General features: G+C 67.8%; 19 protein-coding genes. 10 read left to right on the forward strand and 9 right to left on the reverse strand.

The genetic code is table 11. The annotated features are described in order from the left end of the window. From AC3ENO_RS04485 to AC3ENO_RS04500, 4 genes are all read right to left on the reverse strand, one after another. A partial coding sequence (locus AC3ENO_RS04485; protein WP_434969418.1) for a sugar ABC transporter ATP-binding protein occupies window positions 1-1,097 on the reverse strand: 1,097 nt, incomplete at its 3' end. Next, on the reverse strand, window positions 1,094-2,155 hold the full coding sequence (locus AC3ENO_RS04490) for a zinc-dependent alcohol dehydrogenase (RefSeq protein WP_434969419.1): 1,062 nt from the start codon (window positions 2,153-2,155) through the stop codon (window positions 1,094-1,096). The genes AC3ENO_RS04490 and AC3ENO_RS04485, both read right to left, overlap by 4 nt. A 45-nt stretch (window positions 2,156-2,200) precedes the next feature. After that, window positions 2,201-3,163, reverse strand: coding sequence for a transketolase family protein (locus AC3ENO_RS04495; RefSeq protein WP_434969420.1), 963 nt, complete (start codon window positions 3,161-3,163; stop codon window positions 2,201-2,203). Then, complete coding sequence (locus AC3ENO_RS04500) at window positions 3,163-4,038, reverse strand: transketolase (RefSeq protein WP_434969421.1); 876 nt, start codon at window positions 4,036-4,038, stop codon at window positions 3,163-3,165. The genes AC3ENO_RS04495 and AC3ENO_RS04500 overlap by 1 nt, the downstream gene beginning before the upstream one ends. 338 nt (window positions 4,039-4,376) lie before the next feature. Between AC3ENO_RS04500 and AC3ENO_RS04505 the strand changes: the two genes are divergently transcribed. From AC3ENO_RS04505 to AC3ENO_RS04530, 6 genes are all read left to right on the forward strand, one after another. Beyond that, window positions 4,377-5,873, forward strand: a complete 1,497-nt coding sequence (locus AC3ENO_RS04505) for an aldehyde dehydrogenase family protein (protein ID WP_434969422.1) — start codon at window positions 4,377-4,379, stop codon at window positions 5,871-5,873. A 100-nt stretch (window positions 5,874-5,973) separates the two neighbouring features. After that, window positions 5,974-6,516 (forward strand): MarR family winged helix-turn-helix transcriptional regulator, encoded by a 543-nt coding sequence (locus AC3ENO_RS04510; RefSeq protein WP_434969423.1) that lies wholly within the window; start codon window positions 5,974-5,976, stop codon window positions 6,514-6,516. Window positions 6,517-6,798: 282 nt separating this feature from the next. Continuing rightward, window positions 6,799-7,671 carry a methylenetetrahydrofolate reductase gene (locus tag AC3ENO_RS04515; protein WP_434969424.1) on the forward strand — a complete coding sequence of 291 codons (873 nt, stop codon included), beginning with the start codon at window positions 6,799-6,801 and terminating at the stop codon, window positions 7,669-7,671. Between the two features lie 17 nt (window positions 7,672-7,688). Continuing rightward, on the forward strand, window positions 7,689-8,561 hold the full coding sequence (gene purU / locus AC3ENO_RS04520; RefSeq protein WP_434969425.1) for a formyltetrahydrofolate deformylase: 873 nt from the start codon (window positions 7,689-7,691) through the stop codon (window positions 8,559-8,561). A 34-nt stretch (window positions 8,562-8,595) separates the two neighbouring features. Continuing rightward, complete coding sequence (gene ligM / locus AC3ENO_RS04525; RefSeq protein ID WP_434969426.1) at window positions 8,596-10,008, forward strand: vanillate/3-O-methylgallate O-demethylase; 1,413 nt, start codon at window positions 8,596-8,598, stop codon at window positions 10,006-10,008. Between the two features lie 130 nt (window positions 10,009-10,138). Beyond that, window positions 10,139-10,732 (forward strand): helix-turn-helix transcriptional regulator, encoded by a 594-nt coding sequence (locus AC3ENO_RS04530; RefSeq protein ID WP_434969427.1) that lies wholly within the window; start codon window positions 10,139-10,141, stop codon window positions 10,730-10,732. A 23-nt stretch (window positions 10,733-10,755) separates the two neighbouring features. On the opposite strand, the gene AC3ENO_RS04535 is transcribed toward AC3ENO_RS04530, so the two are convergent. From AC3ENO_RS04535 to AC3ENO_RS04545, 3 genes are read right to left on the reverse strand one after another with little or no spacing between them, the layout of a single operon-like run. Beyond that, window positions 10,756-11,658 (reverse strand): serine hydrolase, encoded by a 903-nt coding sequence (locus AC3ENO_RS04535; RefSeq protein WP_434969428.1) that lies wholly within the window; start codon window positions 11,656-11,658, stop codon window positions 10,756-10,758. 48 nt (window positions 11,659-11,706) lie between these two features. Next, complete coding sequence (locus AC3ENO_RS04540; RefSeq protein WP_434969429.1) at window positions 11,707-13,671, reverse strand: M13 family metallopeptidase; 1,965 nt, start codon at window positions 13,669-13,671, stop codon at window positions 11,707-11,709. Between the two features lie 23 nt (window positions 13,672-13,694). Then, entirely contained in the window at window positions 13,695-15,122 is a 1,428-nt protein-coding gene (locus AC3ENO_RS04545; RefSeq protein ID WP_488185762.1) for a ClC family H(+)/Cl(-) exchange transporter, read from the reverse strand. 224 nt (window positions 15,123-15,346) lie between these two features. On the opposite strand from AC3ENO_RS04545, the gene AC3ENO_RS04550 reads away from it, so the two are divergent. Together AC3ENO_RS04550 and AC3ENO_RS04555 are read left to right on the forward strand one after the other, a co-directional pair. After that, window positions 15,347-16,693 (forward strand): MATE family efflux transporter, encoded by a 1,347-nt coding sequence (locus tag AC3ENO_RS04550; protein WP_434969431.1) that lies wholly within the window; start codon window positions 15,347-15,349, stop codon window positions 16,691-16,693. Next, window positions 16,690-17,418: a pyridoxamine 5'-phosphate oxidase family protein gene (locus AC3ENO_RS04555; protein WP_434969432.1), complete on the forward strand. Its 729-nt coding sequence runs from the start codon at window positions 16,690-16,692 to the stop codon at window positions 17,416-17,418. The genes AC3ENO_RS04550 and AC3ENO_RS04555 overlap by 4 nt, the downstream gene beginning before the upstream one ends. Before the next feature lie 13 nt (window positions 17,419-17,431). On the opposite strand, the gene AC3ENO_RS04560 is transcribed toward AC3ENO_RS04555, so the two are convergent. Then, window positions 17,432-17,923 (reverse strand): FBP domain-containing protein, encoded by a 492-nt coding sequence (locus AC3ENO_RS04560; protein ID WP_434969433.1) that lies wholly within the window; start codon window positions 17,921-17,923, stop codon window positions 17,432-17,434. 237 nt (window positions 17,924-18,160) lie between these two features. Beyond that, entirely contained in the window at window positions 18,161-18,796 is a 636-nt protein-coding gene (locus AC3ENO_RS04565; protein WP_434969434.1) for a TrmH family RNA methyltransferase, read from the reverse strand. Between the two features lie 86 nt (window positions 18,797-18,882). On the opposite strand from AC3ENO_RS04565, the gene AC3ENO_RS04570 reads away from it, so the two are divergent. Further along, entirely contained in the window at window positions 18,883-20,199 is a 1,317-nt protein-coding gene (locus tag AC3ENO_RS04570) for an Nramp family divalent metal transporter (RefSeq protein ID WP_434969435.1), read from the forward strand. Between the two features lie 35 nt (window positions 20,200-20,234). After that, window positions 20,235-20,870, forward strand: a complete 636-nt coding sequence (locus tag AC3ENO_RS04575) for a metal-dependent transcriptional regulator (protein WP_434969436.1) — start codon at window positions 20,235-20,237, stop codon at window positions 20,868-20,870. Window positions 20,871-20,879 lie beyond the last annotated feature (9 nt).

A 20,879-nucleotide genomic window follows, 5' to 3' on the forward strand; every position in this document is an offset into this window, starting at 1 on the left:
ATGTTGTCCTGGATCGACGCGGCCAGGATGACGCCCTGGCTGCGGCGTTCCTCAGGAACGAGGGCGACACCCGCCTCCAGCGCTCGACCGACACCCGGCGAGTGCGGCAGCGTTGTCCCGCCCACGACGATCTCACCACCGGTGTGCTTCTGCGCCCCCGACAGGATGCGCAACAGCTCGCTGCGCCCCGAACCGGCAAGACCGCCGATACCGAGCACTTCACCCTTGTGCGCGACCAGCGAGACGTCCTTGACGCGTCGCCCATCCAGATGGCGGACCTCGATCGCGACCTCATCGGTGGCTGTACCCCGCTCCGGGAAGAGCTCGCTCGCGTTACGGCCCACCATGAGGGAGATCACCTCGTCGATGTGGGAGTCGGCGACGTCCTTGGTCACGATATGGGTGCCATTGCGCATGATCGTGAGGCGATCGCACAGCTGGAACACCTCTTCGAGGCGGTGCGACACGTAGACGATCGCGACACCGCGATCCCGCAGCGCACGGAGCACCGCGAACAGCTCGACGATCTCGGTGTCGGTGAGCGACGCGGTCGGTTCATCCAGGATGAGGACCTTCGCGTCGGTCGCGAGTGCGCGCGCAAAGGCGACCATCGTCTGCTGCACCGGTGACAGGTCGCCGGCCAACGCGTTCAGCGGGATCTTGCGCTGGTTGATGCTCTCCAGCTGCGCCTTCGCGCGCTTGCGCATCTGACCCCACTGCACGATGCCGCCCCGGCTGGGGGTCTGCTCCCCGAGGAGGATGTTCTCGGCGACGCTGATCGTCGGGATGATCGACAGCTCCTGGTAGAGCGCCACTACTCCAGCGGCGTTCGCGACGCGCACGTTGGCGAACTCGACCTTTTCACCGGACCGGTAGATGGTTCCGCTGTCGGGTGAGTAGACGCCGGTCAGGATCTTGATGAGCGTCGACTTGCCCGCGCCGTTCTCACCGAGAAGCGCGTGGATTTCGCCGGGCAACACCGAGAACTGTGCGCGCTCGAGCGCGTGCACGCCGTCGAACCGCTTGATGATGTCGCGGGCGGCCAACGCCGGCACGTCGACGGGGCGCACCTCGGGGCGCTCCTCCAGAAGGGTCATGCGGACTCCTCGATGCGGTTGCAGCGGATGACGACCTTCGGGTGCTCACCGCTGACGTGCACGGCGAAGGCCTCGGACGCGTCATCCAGATCGAAGACCGCTGCCGTGAGCTCGTCGACATCCAGATGCGGCAGGATCTGCAGCGCCCTCGGGAAAGCGTAGGGCGAGACGAACACGCCCGTGAGCGTCAGCTCCTTCAGGTACAGGTAGTCGGACAGGTTCAGCGGCATCTCGAAGTCCGCGGGATACATCGCGCCGTAGACGACGGTGCCCCCCTTGGCGGCGATGTCGAGGATGCCCTTGACCGCACGGGTGGAGCCGGAGGCATCGATGACGACGTCGTAGCCTCGACCCTCCGTGATCTCATCCGTGCGCGCGAACTGGTCCTCGGCCACCGGATCGATGACGAACTCCGCGCCGTGACGCGCCGCCATCTCGCGGCGCGCGGCGATCGGCTCGATCATCGTGAGCGACGTCGCACCGTACATCCGCATGACCTGCAGCGCGAGCTGCCCGATCGGTCCGCCGCCGACGATCGCGACGCGATCACCGACGCGCACACGCGTCTTGTCGGCGATACGCACGGCCACCGACGTCGGCTCGAGGAGGCATCCCTTCAGGAGCGAGACGGAGTCGGGCAGCTTGAAGACCTGAGACTCGTGCCAGGTGATCGTCTCGGCCATGCCGGGACGGTTGTACTCCTGGATGTGCTCGCAGAACTGCTGCTTGCCCTCTTGGCAAGGGCGGCAGGTGCCGCAGAACCGAAGGAAGTTGCCCGCAACGCGGTCGCCGACCTTCAGCCCGTTCCGGTGTGCCCGCTCGCCGAGCGCTTCAACGACTCCCGACAGCTCGTGCCCGAGTCCGATCGGAACGTCCGTGCCGAAGTAGCCCTCTGCCAGATGCGGGTCCGAGCCGCAGATGGCGGCATAGGCGACCCGCACCCGGACGTCTTCCGGACCGAGCGGCTGCTCGGGGAAGTCCACCACCTCGACGCGGCCGCGCGTGCTCTCGTCGGGGTCGCGCAGACTCCCGATGCGAGTGACGGCTACGGTCTTCATGTGTCTCTCCGATAAGTCATGACCAGTAGGGGGGAACGCGATGGCTCAGCGAGCTGCGAGCGCGCGGCGCAGAGCCGACACGGTCGCCGAGAGACCGTAACCGTGCTTGTCACGCAGCTGCTCGTCTTCGCCGAAGCCGGCATAGACCTGCGGGATCCCGAGACGCTCGAACGAGGTGAGATGAATCCCGCGGTCGGCGATCACATCCGCGATGCGCGACGCGAGACCGCCGTACGCGAGGTGATCCTCGAGGACGACGAACCGGCCGCCGGTCTCTTCGGCACACTGCGCGATGAGCTCCTCGTCGATCGGCTTGAGCGTGAACATGTCCACGACGCGCACGGAGGCGCCTTCGCGCTCGAGCTCGTCCGCCGCATCCAGCGCCTGGGCCACCGTGGTGCCGTGGGTGAACAGCGTGACATCCGTGCCCTGACGGGCGACGATGCCCTTGCCGATCCGCACGTCGTGTTCGCCGGGCTCGTAGAGCACCTTGTCCTTCTTGCCGACGGCGAGGCGGATGTAGAGCGGTCCCTGCATCGTCATGGACTGACGGAGAATCTCGCCGACCATCAGCGGGTCGCCGATCGAGGTGACCGTCATGTTGGTCAGCGCGCACATGAGCGCGAGGTCCTCGACCGCGTAGTGAGTGGAGCCGCCGTTACCGACAAGTCCACCGTGCGTCCCGATGATCTTCACGGGGAGGTTGGGGTAGCAGACATCCGTCCGGATCTGCTCCAGCGCCCGCATGCTGAGGAACGGGAGCATGCCCGAGACGACCGGGATGTTGCCGTCATAGGCGAGTCCGGCGGCGATACCGACGCTTGCCTGCTCTGCGAGTCCCACATCGAGGAATCGCTCGGGGAACTTGTCGCGGAACTCCACGAGGGTCGCACCGATGTCCGGCGTGATCACCCAAAGGTTCTCGTGGGTGTCGCCGAGTTCGGCGAGGGTGGATCCGATGACGGACCGCGCCCCGAGGAACTCACCGAATGTGAAGGTGACAGGCATCAGGCGTTCTCCTTCTTGCGTGAGGATTCGAGCGCTGCCAGTGCGCGCTCGAGGTCTGCGGCGCCGAGCGAGCCGGCATGCCAGGCGAGGTTGCGCTCCATGAAGTCGACGCCCTTGCCCTTGATCGTGTCGGCGATGATCACCGTCGGACGGTTGCTGTCGGTCGGCGGCAGAGCATCGATCGCCGACACGAGCTGCTGCATGTCGTGACCGTCGATCTCGACCACGTTCCACCCGAAAGCGCGCCACTTGTCGGGGTACGGCTCGAACACGACGCGCTCCTCGGCCATGCTCGTCATGAGCTGGCGGTTGCGGTCGATGAAGGCGACCAGGTTTCCGAGCTCGTTGCTACGCGCCGCCATGGCGGCCTCCCAGACCGAGCCCTCACCGGTCTCTCCGTCGCCCAGAAGGCACACGACACGGTGGTCTGCGCCGCGGCCGCGGGCACCGAGTGCCATGCCGACCGCGAGCGGCAAGCCGTGGCCGAGGGACCCGGTGGACGCTTCGACTCCGGGCAGCTGCACCTTGCACGGGTGCATGCCGTACGCGCTGTCGAGTTGACCGTAGGTGTCGACGATGCCTTCGTAGGAGAAGAATCCGCGCATCGCCATGGCGATGTACATGCAGACGGCGGCGTGCCCCTTGCTCAGCACGAAGCGGTCGCGCTCGGGGTTGGCGATGTCACTGGGATCGACGTTCAGGCCGTAGTGGAACAGCGCCGTGAAGATGTCCGCCGACGACAGGTCGCCGCCGATGTGGACGGCGCCCTCGTAGGTTCCGCACAGCTGCAGCAGCTTCTGGCGCAGCTCGAACGCGAGATCCTCAAGCTCCGCGACACTCGGACGCTCCAGCGCTGCCAAGGTCGTTCGACCCATCACATGCCTCCTCATCGATGACATGAGAGCGAGTGGACGAAGGGGTCCTCATCGACTCTCGATCGTTGTACGCACCCCGTTCGGGTGGCGACGGAGTGAACGTAGCACGAAGTCATTTACAAGTAAACAGGAATGCACCTAAACTCGTTAGCGAGTCATCGGAGCTCCTTCCGGCGTGGAAACACCCCGGGGTGGCGACGGACGCCGCGGTCTGGGATCGAACGACATAGGTGCCGAACGGGACGCAGCGCACGACAATAGACTCACGCCGCCTGGCGTGAGGGATGCATCCGCATCCGTTCAACAGAAACAGGCAAGACAACACAGAGAGGTGCAGGATGTCTGACACGTTGACGCAGGCCGGTGTACGTACCGGACTGTTCATCGGTGGAGCCGAGCGGTTCACCGACGAGACGCTCAAGATCGCCGACCCCGCCAAGCCCGGCGTGGTCGTGGGCGAGGCCGCGTCGGCTTCGACACAGGATGTCGCGGACGCTGTCGCCGCGGCCAAGGAGGCGTTCCCGGCATGGGCGGCTCTGGGCGCGAAAGAACGCGCGCGCCTGATGGCAGAGGCGATCGCAGGCATCGCTGACGACCGCGACGAGGACGCCGCCATCCTCTCGCAGGAGAACGGCAAGGTCCGCTTCGAGGCATGGGTGGACGCGCTCGTGTTCGAGATCCGCTGGAACCTCGCGCTCATGTTGGCCGACGAGGTCGACACCGACCACACGCTCCCGGCCGTTCCGGGTGCGATCCCGGTCGACACCAAGGTCTCGTACCAGCCGCTGGGTGTCACGACGATCATCGTGCCGTTCAACTGGCCGATCGCGATCCTCGGCGCAGCTTTGCCCCACGCACTCCTCGCCGGAAACACGGCGATCGTCAAGCCCCCGCTGACGGCGCCGCTCGCGACCGCGAAGCTCGTGCAGCGTGTGGCCGAGAAGCTGCCGCCGGGCGTGCTCAACATCGTCACCGGCAAGGACGAGAACATGTCGGGGCTGATCCAGAACACCGACATCGCCAAGGTCTGCTTCACCGGATCGGTGGGCGGTGGCAAGCGGATGATGGAGATGGCCTCCAAGACGCTCACCCGCGTCACCCTCGAGCTCGGCGGTAACGACGCGGCGATCTTCCTCGAGGATGCCGTCATCGACGACACCCACCTGGACCGCCTGTACGCGGCGATCTACGACACGACAGGCCAGATCTGCATGAACGCCAAGCGCGTCTACGTGCACCGGTCCCGCATGGATGAGCTCGTCGCCGGCCTCTCGGCGCGCCTGGAGAAGGTCGTCATCGGCTACGGACTGGACGAAGGGACCACGATGGGCCCGCTGCACTCGTCGGCGCAGAAGGCGTTCGTCGAGGAGCTCATCCAGGAGGCCAAGGATGCCGGCGCGGACGTGCGCGAGTTCGGCGAGCTTCCCGGCGGCGAGCTGGCGGGCGGCAACTTCCTGCGCCCCGCGATCGTCGTCGACCCCGACCCGAACCTCCGCGTGGTGACCATGGAGCAGTTCGGTCCGGTCATCCCGATTCTTCCGTTCGACACGGAAGAGGAGGCGATCCGTCTTGCCAACGACACGTGGGCCGGTCTGTGCGGTTCGGTGTGGACGGCAAGCCCTGAGGCGGCACAGCGCGTGGGCGGCGCCCTCGAGTGCGGCTACGTCTGGGTCAACGACCACGGCGCGACCCGCCTCGACCTGCGCGCACCGTTCGGTGGCATGAAGCAGTCGGGAATCGGGCGCGAGCAGGGCATCGAGGGCATCCGTGCCTTCCAGGACACCCGCTCCATCGCGACCATCGACCCCGAGGCTCTCGCGGCGATGGCCCACTGAGAACACACCATCCGTACGGGGTTCGGTCCGCGCAGGACCGAACCCCGTACGCTGGGCACATCCTTCGCCGAGGTGCCCGACAACACCGAGAGGAAGCCACGTGACGAATGCGAGCCGACGATTCGGGCGTTTCCATGAAGACGACGTCGTCACGGAACCTCTCAACGACACGATCGACCCCGAGAACTTCACTCCGCGTCTGCTCGCGCTGCTCTCCAACGCCCTCGTGTGGCGGGAGTCGCAGGAGATGCTGCGGCGCTTCGATCTGGGCACCAACGACTGGCGCGTGCTCTCGGCGCTCGGGCTGCGGCCGGGTGCCTCGGCTACCGAGGTGTCAGACTTCCTCGGGGTGAACAAGGCTGTCGTCTCCAAATCCGTCAATCGGCTCGTCGGGCGTCACCTGATCGTCTTGATCGACGGCCCCCGCGGGTCCCGGCCGATGTTCCTCACTCGTGAGGGTGCGCAGATGCACGGGGAGATGCTTCCCGTCTCCCTCGGCGGGCACGAGATCATCACCTCGGACATGTCCGACGCCGAGGTGGACCAGCTCAACGAACTTCTGCGCACGATGCTGTGGCGACTCCGGACGTCGCAGCTTCTGGATGCCGAACTCGCGCTCGACGCGGAGGCCTCCGCCTCCTGACAGCCCGTCAGCTCCGCCATCACCGCCGCCGCGCTCGCGAACGGGGAGTGACCGGTGCGATTGACGCGGGTGCGGTGGGTGCGGCCCTCCCCCGTCGCGCGAGCACGAGGGAAGAGGTGACTGCTCATCACCTCTCCCGTCGTCGTCATGGTGTTCCGCCGCGGCGCGTGTCTCTCGCGCGGCCACTGCGTTGTCGCCACCTCTGGACATTGCCTATGTCCATAGGTAAAATCGCGGCATACTGCAATGACGCACTCTTGGCAGCGGAAAGGACCACTCGCCATGGCTCACGCCACATCGACTCCGACGGAGTCGGCCAAACAGCTCGTTGAGGGCTACTCCCTGGAGATCACGGGAAAAGAGAAGGACGTGGTCGGCCTCACCGAGGCCGCCTCGCTCATCCCGCAGGGCACCAAGGTCAACGTCACCTTCCTGGGCAATGAAGACCTGCAGATGCGCGTCGCCGCAGCCAAGGCCGTCAAGGGCCTCGGATTCGTGCCCGTCCCCCACATCTCTGCGCGCCGTCTGGCCTCTCAGGCTCAGCTTGAGGAGTTCCTGGACGCGCTCGCCGAGATCGGTGCGACCGAGCACGTGTTCGCCGTCGGCGGAGACCCGGCTACGCCCGAGGGACCGTACCCCGACGCCCTCACGATGATCCGCTCCGGCGTCCTGCAGCAGTACGGCGTCAAGGAGGTGTCGATCGCCGGATACCCCGAGGGTCACCCCGACATCGCCACCGACGTCCTCTGGCAGCACCTCGAGGACAAGTCCGCGGCGCTCAAGGAGCAGGGACTGGATGCCGTCATCCTGACGCAGTTCAGCTTCGACACCGACCCGGTGATGAGCTGGATCAAGGGTGTGCGCGACCGCGGCATCGACACACAGATCCGTCTGGGCACTCCCGGCCCCGCAGGCATCAAGCGGCTCATCTCCTTCGCCTCCCGCTTCGGAGTCGGGGCGAACGCGATGATCGTGAAGAAGTACGGCTTCTCCCTGACCAACCTGATGGGCTCGGCCGGGCCTGACACCTTCGTGTCCGACCTGGCGGCGCTGTTCGACGCAGACCCGAGCGTGGGTGCCGTCAAGCTGCACATGTACACGTTCGGCGGCCTCGAGGCTACCGCGACATGGGCTCGCGACTTCATCGCGAAGTGAACGGAGGACCTGACGCCATGACGGTACACAACGAAGCGCTGCGCGATCACGCGTGCCTCATCGTCCACGGACCCGACCAGCCTGGCCTCGTCGCGGCGGTCACCGGTCTGATCACGCGCCACAAGGCGAACATCGTGAGCCTCGATCAGTACTCCGACAACCCCGAGGGTGGGGCGTTCTTCCAGCGCGTGGTGTTCCATCGCCCCGATCTGACCGCCCGGTTCCACGAGATCGAGAGCGATCTTGCCGAGACCCTCGAACCGTACGGCATGACCTGGCGCCTGACCGACCAGTCGATTCCGAAGCGGATGGCGGTTCTCGCGTCCACCTCGGACCACTGCCTCCTCGACCTGCTGTGGCGCCACCGCCGCGGTGAGCTGCCAGTGACGATCCCGATGGTCATCTCCAACCACACCCGCATGGCGGAGGACGTCCGCAGCTTCAGCATCCCGTTCTTCCATGTGCCCTCGCAGGGACCGGACAAGTCGGCCGCGGAAGCCGAGATCCTCAAGCTCCTCGCGGGCAACGTGGATTTCGTGGTCCTCGCCCGGTACATGCAGATCCTCTCCGAGGACTTCATCGAGAAGGTCGCGGTGCCGGTGATCAACATCCACCACTCGTTCCTTCCCGCCTTCATCGGCGCAGGCCCCTACCGCAAGGCCAAGGAACGCGGCGTCAAGCTCATCGGCGCGACGAGCCACTACGTCACCAAGGACCTCGACGAGGGACCCATCATCGAGCAGGACGTCGTGCGCGTCACCCACGCCGACACGGCCGCCGACCTCCAGCGCCGCGGGGCGGATGTCGAGCGCGCCGTGCTCTCGCGGGCAGTGCTCTGGCACGCGCAAGACCGCGTCATCCGTCACGGCAACCACACCGTCGTCTTCTGACCCCGACCATCACCACACGAAAGAAAGGTTCATCGTGGCACCTAAGAATCTGCAGGAAGTCATCGACGCGGCGGGCTCGCCGGTCGAACTGCTGCGCAACTCCCAGATCGGCTCGTACATCTACCCCGTCGTGCCGGCCGACTTCACCAACTGGATCAAGGAGCAGAAGGCATGGCGCGACACCGCCGTGCTCTACGACCAGTCTCACCACATGGACAACGTGTTCCTGAAGGGCTCTGACGCGATCAAGCTCATCTCGGACACCGCGATCAACTCGGTGGCGAACTTCGCCGTCAACAAGGCCAAGCAGTACGTGCCGACCACCGCCTCTGGTCACGTCATCGGTGACGGCATCCTGTTCCGCGAGGCCGAGGACGAGTACGTCTACGTCGGCCGCGCGCCCGCCTCGAACTGGCTGATGTTCCACGGCGAGACCGGCGGCTACCAGAACCTGGAGATCGAGGTCGACCGCCGCTCGAACTCGCGCCCCTACGGTGACGCCGTCTCCCGCAAGTACTACCGCTTCCAGATCCAGGGCCCCAACGCCTGGGCCGTCATCGAGAAGCTCAACGGCGGACCGCTCGAGAAGCTCGGCTTCTTCAACATGTCGCAGATGAAGATCGGCGGCATGAACGTGCGCACCCTGCGCCACGGCATGGCCGGCGCCCCCGGGCTCGAGATCTGGGGTCCCTACGCCGACCACCACAAGATCCGCGACCTCATCGTCGAAGCGGGTGCGGAATTCGGCCTGCTCCCCGTGGGTTCGCGCGCATACCCGTCGAACACGCTCGAGTCGGGCTGGATCCCCTCGCCGCTTCCCGCGATCTACACGGGCGCCGAGGAGCAGGCCTACCGTGACTGGCTGCCCGCGAACTCCTACGAGGCAACCGGGACGCTCGCCGGATCGTTCGTCTCCGAGAACATCGAGGACTACTACCTGACGCCGTGGGAGCTCGGCTACGGCTCGTTCGTGAAGTTCGACCACGACTTCATCGGTCGCGACGCGCTCGAGAAGATGGACCCCGCCGCCCAACGCAAGAAGGTCACGCTCGCCTGGAACGCGGAGGACCTCGGCAAGGTGTGGACGTCGCTGCTGAACGTCGACGGCCCGAACTACAAGTTCTTCGACCTGCCGCTCGCGAACTACGGCTCGGCCAACTACGACGCCGTCGTCGATGCCGACGGCACCGTCGTCGGGTACTCGATGTTCACGGGCTACTCCTCCAACGAGCGTCGCGGTCTGTCGCTGGCCACCGTGGACCCGAACGTTCCCGAGGGAACCGAGCTGCGCGTGGTCTGGGGTGAGCCGAACGGCGGCTCGAAGAAGGCATCCGTCGAGCCGCACGAGCAGACCGAGGTGCGCGTCGTCGTGAGCCCCGTCCCCTACTCGACCGTCGCTCGTCAGACCTACCAGGGCGGCTGGCGCACCGGCTACAAGAACGACTAACCCCCGAACCCGCGAGACTGCACCCTGCCCGCGAGACAGCACCCGCAACACGCTGTCTCGCGGCGCAGGTGCAGTCTCGCGGCGTCTCGGTAGCATCACGGGAGCGGAATCGACAGAAGGGAGCACGCTCGTGAGCCTTCGCTATGCGTTGTTGGCGCTCCTTCGCGTCGGTCCCCTCTCGGGGTACGAACTGGCCAAGCAGTTCACGCAGTCGGTCGGGCACGTATGGCACGCGCCCGACTCGCAGATCTACCCCGAGCTCAGGAAGATGGAGGCCGCCGGTCTCGTCGAGGCCGAGGAGCAGACCCGCGGCGAGCGCGGTACGCGCCGGATGTACCACGTCACGGATGCCGGAGACCGCGCCTTCCTCGACTGGATGGCGTCACCGCTGGAGTATCAGCGAGTACGAGACCCCGCGCACCTGCGCGCCGCGTACCTGGAGTCTGCCTCGCCGGAGGCGGCACGCGCGTTCCTTCGTCACCACATCGAGCAGTGGGAGGGCGAGCTCGAGCAGTGGGAGGGCGAACTGCGCAAGATCGACCACGTCGATCCTCCCAACCCCATGCTCGAGCGACGACTGAAAGCCACGCCCGTCGAGGATCACGAGCGCATCGTCGCGTTCAAACACTTCGCCTACGAGGGCCTGGTAGACCGCGCGAAGGGCGAGATCGCATGGGCTCAGCGGGGCCTTGCGCTCCTCGACCGGCTCGACGCAGGACACTGAGCCGCGGAGCGGCGCGAGGGGCGTCAGTACACCGCCTCCATGAGGTCTGCACCCAGCACGCGGAACGCGTCGTGCACGCGGAGCCGGTCCAACGGCGTCTCCTCCGTGAACTGCACGATCATGGCGTACGCGACACCGGTGCGCGACCCGGCGAGCACCCCGGCCTCAGCACGGATGCCGTGGTCGCGCCCGGTCTTGTTCACCAGCAGGAGCTGATCAGCCGCACCCCCGTGCGCAAGGGGGTCGGCGCCCGTGGCGGCGGCGGCAAGGCCGAGGTCCGCGTTCAGCCCCAGCCATCCGATGACTTGAGCGCTGACCGAGGCAGAGACCGCGCGGCCATTGGCGAGTGCCGAGAACAGTGTCGTCAGATCGCGGGTCGTGGACAGCGCGAGGTGGGGGGCATCATCGGGCCCGCGGTTCTCACGGACGCGATCGAGTAGCGCCGTGCGGGTGAGACCGAGCTGATCGATGCGCTCACGCACCGGGTCGAGTCCCACGAGGTCGATGAGCGCATTGGTCGCGAGCGGATCCCCGAGAGCCGCCGTCAGCACCGCGAGATCGCACACGGCGAGCTCGGAGGTGGCGAAGTGACGCCACACCCCTGCGGAGATGTGCTGCTCCGCGGGGGGCCGCTTCACGGATCCGGTGGCCTCCAGCCTGCCCGCCTCCATGGCTGCCGACGTCTCGATCAGCAACGGCACCACGCCGAGCTGCGCGATCGGCAACGTGACGAACGCGTCACCCATCACCAGGTCGGAGCCTCGATCGAGATCGGTGACACAGACCGACACGCGGCCGCCGGTGCTCGCGATCTCCTCGAGCGCGTGCATCGTGGCGGCGAAGGTCGGAGCGCGGCCCCCGGCGTGACGAGAACGCCGAGAATCCGCGCGATGCGCAGCGCGCGACGTGCTGGGTGGTGTGCCCACCGGCGGGTCCTTCCCGTGTTCGGGTGGGGGGATTCTAGGCGATGAGATTCACCAGATGGTGACGCGCTCGGCGGGGTCGAGCCACAGGTCATCCGTCTCGGTCACGCCGAACGCGTCGTAGAAGGCGTCGACGTTGCGCACAATCTGGTTGCAGCGGAACTCGTTCGGCGAGTGCGGGTCGATCGTGAGCAGCCGGATGGTCTCGGCATCCCGTCCCTTCTGTTGCCAGATGGCGGCCCAGCTCAGCAGCAGACGCTGGATGCCGGTGTACCCGTCGATGACGGGAGCGGGCTCGTCGCCCAGCGAGATCGCGTACGCCTTCAAGGCGATGCCGAGCCCCCCGAGGTCGCCGATGTTCTCCCCGATCGTGAGAGCACCGTTGACGTGGTGCTGGCCGTCCAACCCCCTCGGCGTGAGGGCGTCGTACTGGGCGATGAGGCTCTTCGTGCGTTCCTCGAAGGCGGCGCGGTCGGCATCCGTCCACCAGTCCCGCAGAGATCCGTCGCCGTCATAGCGACTTCCCTGGTCGTCGAAGCCGTGCCCGATCTCGTGCCCGATGACCGCGCCGATGCCGCCGTAGTTGGCCGCATCGTCCCGATCGACATCGAAGAACGGGTACTGCAGGATTGCCGCGGGGAAGACGATCTCGTTCATGAGCGGGTTGTAGTACGCGTTGACCGTCTGCGGGGTCATGAACCACTCATCGCGATCGATCGGCTGGCCGACCTTGGCCAGCTGACGATCGTGTTCGACGATGTGGGCGCGCCGCGCGTTACCGACGAGGTCGGTCGCGTCGATCTCGAGCGCGGAGTAGTCCTTCCAGCGCACCGGGTACCCGACCTTCGGGGTGAATGCGTCGAGTTTCGCCAGCGCGCGATCCCGCGTCTCGGGCGTCATCCACTCGAGCGAACGGATGCTGCGCCGATACGCCTCGATGAGGTTGGCGACCAGTTCGTCCATCGCCTCCTTGGCAGCAGGCGGGAAATGCCGCTCCACATAGACGCGGCCGACGGCCTCGCCCATCGCGCTCTCGACGAGGCTCACACCCCGCTTCCAGCGCTCGCGAAGCGTCGGGACGCCGGTGAGCTGCGTGCCGTAGAACGCGAAGTTCTCGGCCACGAACTCGTCCGACAGCAGGGGCGCCGCGCCGCGCACGATCGCGAAGCGCAGCCATGCCTTCCACTGGTCGAGCCGGTCGGGCACCAGCAGCGCGCCGAGCGATTCGACGAAGCTCGGCTGGTAGACGACGACCTCATCGAACGCCGTCTCCTTCCCCGGCGCGAGGGCGGCGAGCCATGGCGTGAGATCGACGCCGGCTAGCTGGAGGAACTCCGTCCACGTGCGCAGGTTGTAGGTGGCCACCGCATCGCGGCTGCGGACGTTGTCCCAGTGGTGAGAGGCGAGCTCGGTCTCGAGGGCGACGACCCGGTCGGCCTCCGCGGCGGCATCCGGAACGCCGGCGAGGGTCAGCATCCGTTCGACGTGCCCCCGGAACTCGCGACGGGTGTCGGCGAAGTTCTCGAGCCGGTAGTAGCTCTCGTCGGGAAGCGACAGCCCGCTCTGGACCACGAACGGGACGTAGCGCTGGGGGTTTCCCGGATCGGGCTCGACGTACAGGCCGAACAGCCCCGAGACGCCATCGCGCTCGAGGGCGCCGAGAGTGCGCAGCAACCCGTCGACGGTGTCGATGCCGTCGACGGCGGCGAGCTGGCCGGCGATAGGAGCTGCCCCGAGCGCCGCGATGCGCTCGGTGTCCATGAAGCTCGTGTACAGGTCGCCGATCTTGCGGGTCTCGCTCCCCGGCTCTGCCGCGACCGCCTCCTCGATGATGACCCGCACGTCCTTCTCCGCCTGCTCGGCGAGGAGGTGGAAGGACCCCCACCGCGCCTTGTCATCCGGAATCTCAGTGCGCTCGATCCACGCGCCGTTGACGTGGCGGAACAGGTCGTCTTGGGGGCGGATGTCGGGCGAGAGGTCCTCGAGGGGAAGCCCCGAGACGAGCGCGTCGGTCATGCCTCCCAGGATAAGCACGTCGGCTATGCGGTTCCCCGGAGTCGAGGGAACGCGGCACGAACAGCGGGTGGATGGAGCATCCGCTCGCGAAGATCCTCGTAGATCGGCCGGGTGCGCAAGAGAGCGGCGACGAGGATGGCGCAGACGGCGGCGGCCAGCATCGGCGCCAGGACTGTCGCGACGGCGGTCATCTCGACCACGACGGCGATCCCGGTCAGGGGCGCCCGGATGGTCGCGGCGAACATCGAGGTCATCCCCACGAGCACGAAGACCACGATCGTGGTGTCGGCGATCTCAGGGACCAGGCGCTGAGCGAAGGTTCCGCAGAGGGCGCCCCAGAGCCCTCCGATTGCAAGCAGCGGGGCGAACAGTCCGCCGGGGGTTCCCGCGGCGTACGACAGCGGACCCGCAAGGAACCGGATGGCGAGCGTCGAGACGAGGACGATCAGGACCAGCGAATCCCCGCGGAGCAAGCCCTGGGAGACGGGATCCCCGCCGCCGGCGCCGAGCGGATCGAGGAAGAGAAGAAGCCCGACCGCGCCGCCGATGATCGCCGCCTGCGCGACCGGGGGCACACGGTGAGCCGCTTGAGCGAGCGTCAGAAATCCGAGAATCAGTCGGTTGTACGCGGCACCGAGCACGCCCGTGAGGAGGCCGAACACCGCGAACACCCCGACCTGAGCCAGGTCGGGTGGGGGGACCGGCTGCACCTCGAAGATGGGCGCGTTGCCGACGACGATCCACGCCGTGGCCACCGCGACTGCAACACCCGTGAGGGTGGGCAGAACGATACGGGCCCGCACGGACTGCGCGACCTCCTCGATGACGAACAGCGATCCCCCGAGGGGCGCGTTGAAGGCGACGGCAAGGCCCGCACCCGACATCGCCGAGTGGAGGGTCCGGGCGTCCGCCACGGGCCGACGGCTGCGGCGGGCCGCCTCCGCCCCGAGCACGGCACCGATGTGCACTGTCGGCCCTTCGCGGCCGAGTACCATCCCTGATCCGATCGAGAGCACTCCGCCGACGAACTTCGCCACCAGCACACCCAGGGCACTCGGCGGCTCCTGCCCCCGCTCCACCGCCTCGACGTACTGGATGCCGCTGCCCGCAGCCTGCGGAACCCACTTCACCAGCAGCGCCGCGAGTGTCGCACCGGTAGCGGTGACGGCCATCCCGATGAGCCACCCCCAGCCGGGCTGCTCGTGCGCAAAGGCGAAGACCTCGATGCGCACGCGCTCTGCCTGTTCAATGCACCAACGGAACGCGCCGCCGATGAGCCCGACGGCGAGTCCCGCGATGGCCGCGAGCAGCATGAGAATGGCGATCTCCCGTGCGGCACCACTGTCCGCACCCGGACGCTTCGCCGACGACGAGGCACTACCGGTCACCTGAACCTCTGCTCCGGCGCCGGGCGGCGCCTCACTCGCACCCATCGTGGCATCCCGCAGCATCCGTCTCCACCGTCATGTTCGCTTGCCTCGAACCGCTCCTGTCGAATGCCGCATACGGCGGGTTGCGGCAAGCCAACCGACGACCGGCACAGCCCCCGACGGTTCGGTTGCCGCAAGACGCGGGCGACGGATGCCGCACACGGCGTGTTGCGGCAAGCGAACTCCGGACAGACAGCGCGGCGCGCGTCATCCGGCTCGGCGGCACGGAACCCTAGGCTCGGGTCGTGCCTTCTCGACCCGACAGCGACGCACCGTCGACGCTGAACCGCGACATCCTGCGGCTCGCGGTGCCGGCGCTGGGCGCGCTCATGGCGGAACCGCTGTTCCTGATCGTCGATTCGGCCCTCGTCGGGCACCTGGGCACCGTGCCGCTTGCCGCCCTCGGGATCGCCTCGGCAATTCTGCAGACGATCGTCGGGCTCATGGTCTTCCTCGCCTACTCGACGACCCCGGCCGTCGCACGGCGGTTCGGCGCCGGCGACGCCCGCTCGGCGGTCTCGGTCGGTATCGACGGCCTCTGGCTTGCGCTGGGGCTCGGCGCGATCCTGGCCCTTGCCGGATCACTCGCGACACCACCCCTCGTCTCGCTCTTCGGGGCTACCGAGGCGGTAGCCGCCGACGCGGTGACCTACCTGCAGATCTCGATGTGGGGGCTTCCCGCGATGCTCATCGTGTTCGCGGCGACCGGGCTGCTGCGCGGGATGCAGGACACCGTCACGCCGCTGTGGATCGCGGCGGCCGGCTTCGGCGCGAATGCCGCACTGAACGCGATCTTCATCTACGGCCTCGGGTGGGGGATCGCCGGCTCCGCGGTCGGGACCGTGCTCGCCCAGTGGGGCATGGTCGTCGCGTACATCGGTGTCATCGGCCGACTGGCGCACCGGCACTCGGCGCAGGTCCGCCCGTCGGCCCGCGGGGTGCGCGGCTCTGCCCGTACCGGCGGCTGGCTGTTCCTGCGGACGGTGTCGCTGCGGATCGCGCTGCTGACCACCGTCGCCGTGGCCACAGGGCTCGGCACCGATGAGCTCGCAGGCTGGCAGGTCGCGTACACGGTCTTCTCGGCAGCGGCGTTCGCGCTCGACGCCCTCGCGATCGCCGCTCAAGCACTCATCGGAAAGTCCCTCGGCGAGGAAGACCATGCTCGCGTACGCAAAGTCCTCCAACGCACGAGCGCCTGGGGCCTGTGGTTCGGCATCCTCGTCGGGGCGGGGGTCGCGGCGGCATCCGGAGTCATCGGGCTGCTCTTCACCGGCGACCCGGAGCTTGCCGCGATCGTGCAACCCGCTCTTCTCGTGCTTGCCGTCGCCCAGCCGCTGTGCGGTCTCGTCTTCGTCTGGGACGGCGTCCTGATCGGCGCCGGCGACGCCCGATACCTCGCTGTGGCAGGCGTGCTCAACCTCGTACCGTTCCTGCCTGCGCTGGCCCTCGTCGCTGTCTTCCACCCGGGCGGCGCCGCCGGCCTCGCGTGGCTGTCGGTCGCATTCTTCGGTGTCTACATGCTCGCTCGGGCCGCGACGCTCGGCTGGCGATTGCGGGGCCAGGCGTGGCTCAGCCCTACCCTCAACGTATGAGTTCAGACAGTCCAGCATCGCCCTCGCTTCAGGTGCGACGCAAACCCCAGCGCCAGAACACGGATGCCGAGATGCTGCGCGAGATCCTCACCGAAGGCCTCGTCGCCCATGTGGGTTTCGTCCGCGACGGGATGCCGATCGTGCTGCCCTACCTCTACGGGGTCGGCGACCTCGGCGACGGCCCCGTGCTGCTCCTGCACGGGTCGACCGGCGGCGGGCTGTTCCTGGATGCCGCACGAGAGGGTGTCCCAGTGTCGGTGACCGTGACGCACGTCGACGGACTCGTCTTCGCGGCATCCACCTTCGAAAGCTCGGCGAACTACCGCAGCGCCGTCGTGTTCGGAAATGCCAGAGTCGTCCCCGAGGACCTGCGTGATCGGGCGCTCTGGCAGGTCTCGGACCACCTGATGCCAGGCCGACGCGCCGAGGTGCGCGAGATGACGCGCAAAGAGGTGCGTGCAACGCAGGTGCTGCAGGTACCGCTCGATCAGGCGAGCGTCAAGGTCCGCTTCGACGGGGTCGGCGACACCGCCGATGACGGCGAGGACCACACGGTCTGGGCGGGGGTCGTTCCCCTGGCGGTGCGCCCCGGGACACCGATCGGCTCGGCAGTCACACGCGCCGCGGGCGCGACGGATGCCGCATCCGTCGCCGCCTTCACCCGGCGACTGGATGACCTCGCCGACGAGCGCGAGGCTCGACTGCGCGAGATCATGCAACCCTGAGACGGCGGCGGAGCTACACCCCGTCGCGGACGCTGCGCGCGAACTCTGCGACGTTCGCACGCAGAGCCTCGATACGACGATCGCGCGCCGCCTCGCGGTCGAACCCGAGGTAGGCAGAGGGCGGGAGCTTTCGCACGTTGACGGAGCACTCGAAGTTCTCGCACACGAGGATGCCGACGCTGTCGCCGCGACGGCCCGCCTCTCCCGTGCGTCTGGCGGCGAACATCACGACATCGTTGGGAAGCTGAACGTCGTTGCACCACGAGCACTGGGGCCGGCTCAGCGGTCGGGCATCCGTCTGCCGCAACAGGATGCCGACCGGCTCGTCATCGAGGTCGATGACGACGTAGGCGATCCGCGCGAGCTTGGGATCGCGGAAGCCGAGATAGTCGAGTCGATCCCACTGGGTGTCGACGATGTCGGTCGGGAGGGTGAGGTTCTTGCGCTCGCTGCGCGAGGCGTTGAGAAGGGATGCCCGAATCTGGGCATCGGTGAGGGGACGCATGCGCGTGCCTTTCCGGGGAGCGACGGCTCGGGGGCGCGTCGAGACGAACGATGAGGGGGGCTGCGGGGCAGCCGCGCCGGGTCGAGCCCGGCGACAGGGTCAGCGGCCTCAGGCCGTCATGCCCGCCGACGCAGAGCGCGTCGACAACCTCCAGTCGCCCGCAGGCGTCATCCGTCCGTTCACGCCCGGAAGTCTACGCCGCCGAGGCTGAGCGCGCGTCGAAGGCATCCGCCTGCCTCAGGCCCAGCGGCGGCACCACTCGTACATGACGACGGCTGCCGCCGCGGCGGCGTTGATCGAGCGAGTCGAGCCGTACTGCGCGATCTCGATGGTGCCGGATGCCGCGGCGAGCGCTTCGGCCGACAGGCCCGGCCCTTCCTGCCCGAACAGCAGGACGCACTGCCGGGGCAGATCCGCCGCAGGCAGTGGCTGCGAGCCCTCGACGTTATCGATCGCGAGGATCGGCAACCCTTCGCCCGAGGCCCAGGTCGCGAAGGCGGCGATGTCGTCGTGGTGGCGGACGTGCTGATAGCGGTCGGTCACCATGGCGCCGCGCTTGTTCCAGCGACGGCGGCCGATGATGTGGACCTCGGCGGCAAGGAACGCGTTGGCGCTGCGCACGATCGAACCGATGTTGAGATCATGCTGCCAGTTCTCGATCGCGACGTGGAACGGATGCCGCCTCTGGTCGAGGTCGGCAACGATCGCCTCCATCCGCCAGTAGCGGTATCGGTCGACGACGTTGCGTCGGTCCCCGTGCGCGAGCAGATCTCGGTCTAGGCGCGGGTCATCCGGCCACTCCGAGGCGCCGCCGGGCCACGGCCCCACACCGTGGGGGAGCTCGGGCTCGGTCTCGTCTGGCACGTCGAGCAATCTATCCGACGGCGACCGCCGGCCCGCGACCGGGTCCCGCTGACCAACGGCTTTTCGGCACGCCGAAATATCGCTAGGGTTTCGGTATGCCGAAGACGACACCGACCCCCGCGCTCTCGACCGTCGGCGCTGCCCGGGTGCGCTCGCCCCGACTGTTCTGGCTTCTCGGGCCCGCGATGGTGGCCGGTGTCGCCTACCTCGATCCGGGAAACGTCGCGAGCAACATGACCGCCGGCGCCCGGTACGGGTATCTCCTGGTGTGGGTCGTCGTCGTCGCGAACGTCATGGCGTGGCTCATCCAGTACCTGTCGGCCAAGCTCGGAGTGGTCACCGGCGAGAGCCTTCCTCAGGCGCTCGGCAGCCGGATCCGCAGTTCCTGGGGCCGGCGACTGTACTGGCTTCAGGCGGAGCTGGTCGCGATGGCCACGGACGTGGCAGAGGTCATCGGCGGCGCTGTCGCGCTGAACCTGCTGTTCGGCATCCCGCTGCTGTGGGGAGGCGTCATCACCGGCGTCGTCTCCCTCGGCCTCCTGGTGGTGCAGTCGCGGCGCGGCGCGCGCCCCTTCGAAGTGATCATCGTCGGACTGGTGGTCCTGATCGCGGTCGGCTTCACCGCCGGGGTGTTCATCGCCCCGCCCGATCCGGCAGGCATCGTCGGGGGCATGGTCCCCCGATTCGACGGCGCCGACTCGGTGCTGCTTGCGGCATCCATTCTCGGCGCGACCGTCATGCCGCACGCCATCTATGCGCACTCGGCCCTCAGCCGCGATCGGTTCGCCCCCGCGGCCACCCCCACGCCGTTCACACCGGGTTCGGCCGCGGCGGACCTGGAAGCGGGACGGGGCGTGTCGACGCGGCGGCTTCTCACCGCGACGCGCTGGGACGTCACGATCGCCATGGTGGTCGCGGGAACAGTGAACCTGTGCATCCTGCTGCTGGCAGCCGCCAACCTCGCCGGCGTGCCGGGCACCGACTCGCTCGAGGGCGCGTACGCCGCGCTGCGCGACGGACTCGGTCCGATCATCGCGACACTGTTCGCCGTCGGGCTGCTCGCGAGCGGGCTCGCCTCCACCGCCGTCGGCGCCTACGCCGGGGCGGAGATCATGAGCGGATTGCTCCGTGTTCGGGTTCCGCTCGTTGCGCGCCGTCTGATCACGCTGATCCCCGCGCTGCTGATCCTGGGAGTCGGGGTCGACCCCACGTTTGCGCTGGTCCTCAGCCAGGTCGTGCTGTCGTTCGGCATCCCGTTCGCGCTCATTCCCCTCGTATGGCTGACCGCACGCCGGGGCGTGCTCGGCGCCTTCCGCAACAGGCCCGCGACGACCGTGCTCGGGATCGTCTCGGCCGGGCTGCTCATCACCCTCAATCTCGTTCTGCTGTGGCTGGTGTTCACCGGAGCGTGATCGGGGGCGACCGGCGTCCCCGGTAGGGTTTCGGCATGCCCTCCGCGGCCATCGACGACTACCTCAAGACGATCTACCACCACACCGAGTGGCAGACCGAGCGGATCTCCCCGTCTCAGCTTGCGACCGAGCTCGGTCTTGCCCCATCGAGCGTGACCGAGATGGTGCGCAAGCTCGCCGCTCAGGGCCTCGTGACCCATCGCCCCTACGGGCCGATTTCGCTGACCCCGGCCGGTGAGCGCCGCGCCGCCGCCGTCATCCGTCGTCACCGCCTCATCGAGACCTGGCTGGTCCGCGAGTTCGGCTACACCTGGGCCGAGGTGCACGAGGAAGCCGAAGTGCTCGAGCACGCGATCAGCGATCGACTCCTGGCGGGGATCGACCAACGGCTCGGCTACCCCCGGTTCGATCCCCACGGCGATGCCATTCCGGATGCCGACGGCACCGTCACGCGGGAGGCCTTCGTGCGTTTGGCTGACGCTCCGCTCGGACACTGCGGACGCGTGCTCCGGGTCTCGGATCGCGTCCCGGGGCTGCTCGAGGCGCTCGACGCCGCATCCGTCGACGTGGGAGGTATCGTGTGCGTCCGCGGCGACCTGACCATCGACGTGGACGGCCGCGAAGTGACGCTGCCGCCGACGGCATCCGAGGCGATCTGGCTCAGCGCCTGATCGCGCCCG

This window comes from Microbacterium sp. bgisy207 (assembly GCF_057706855.1).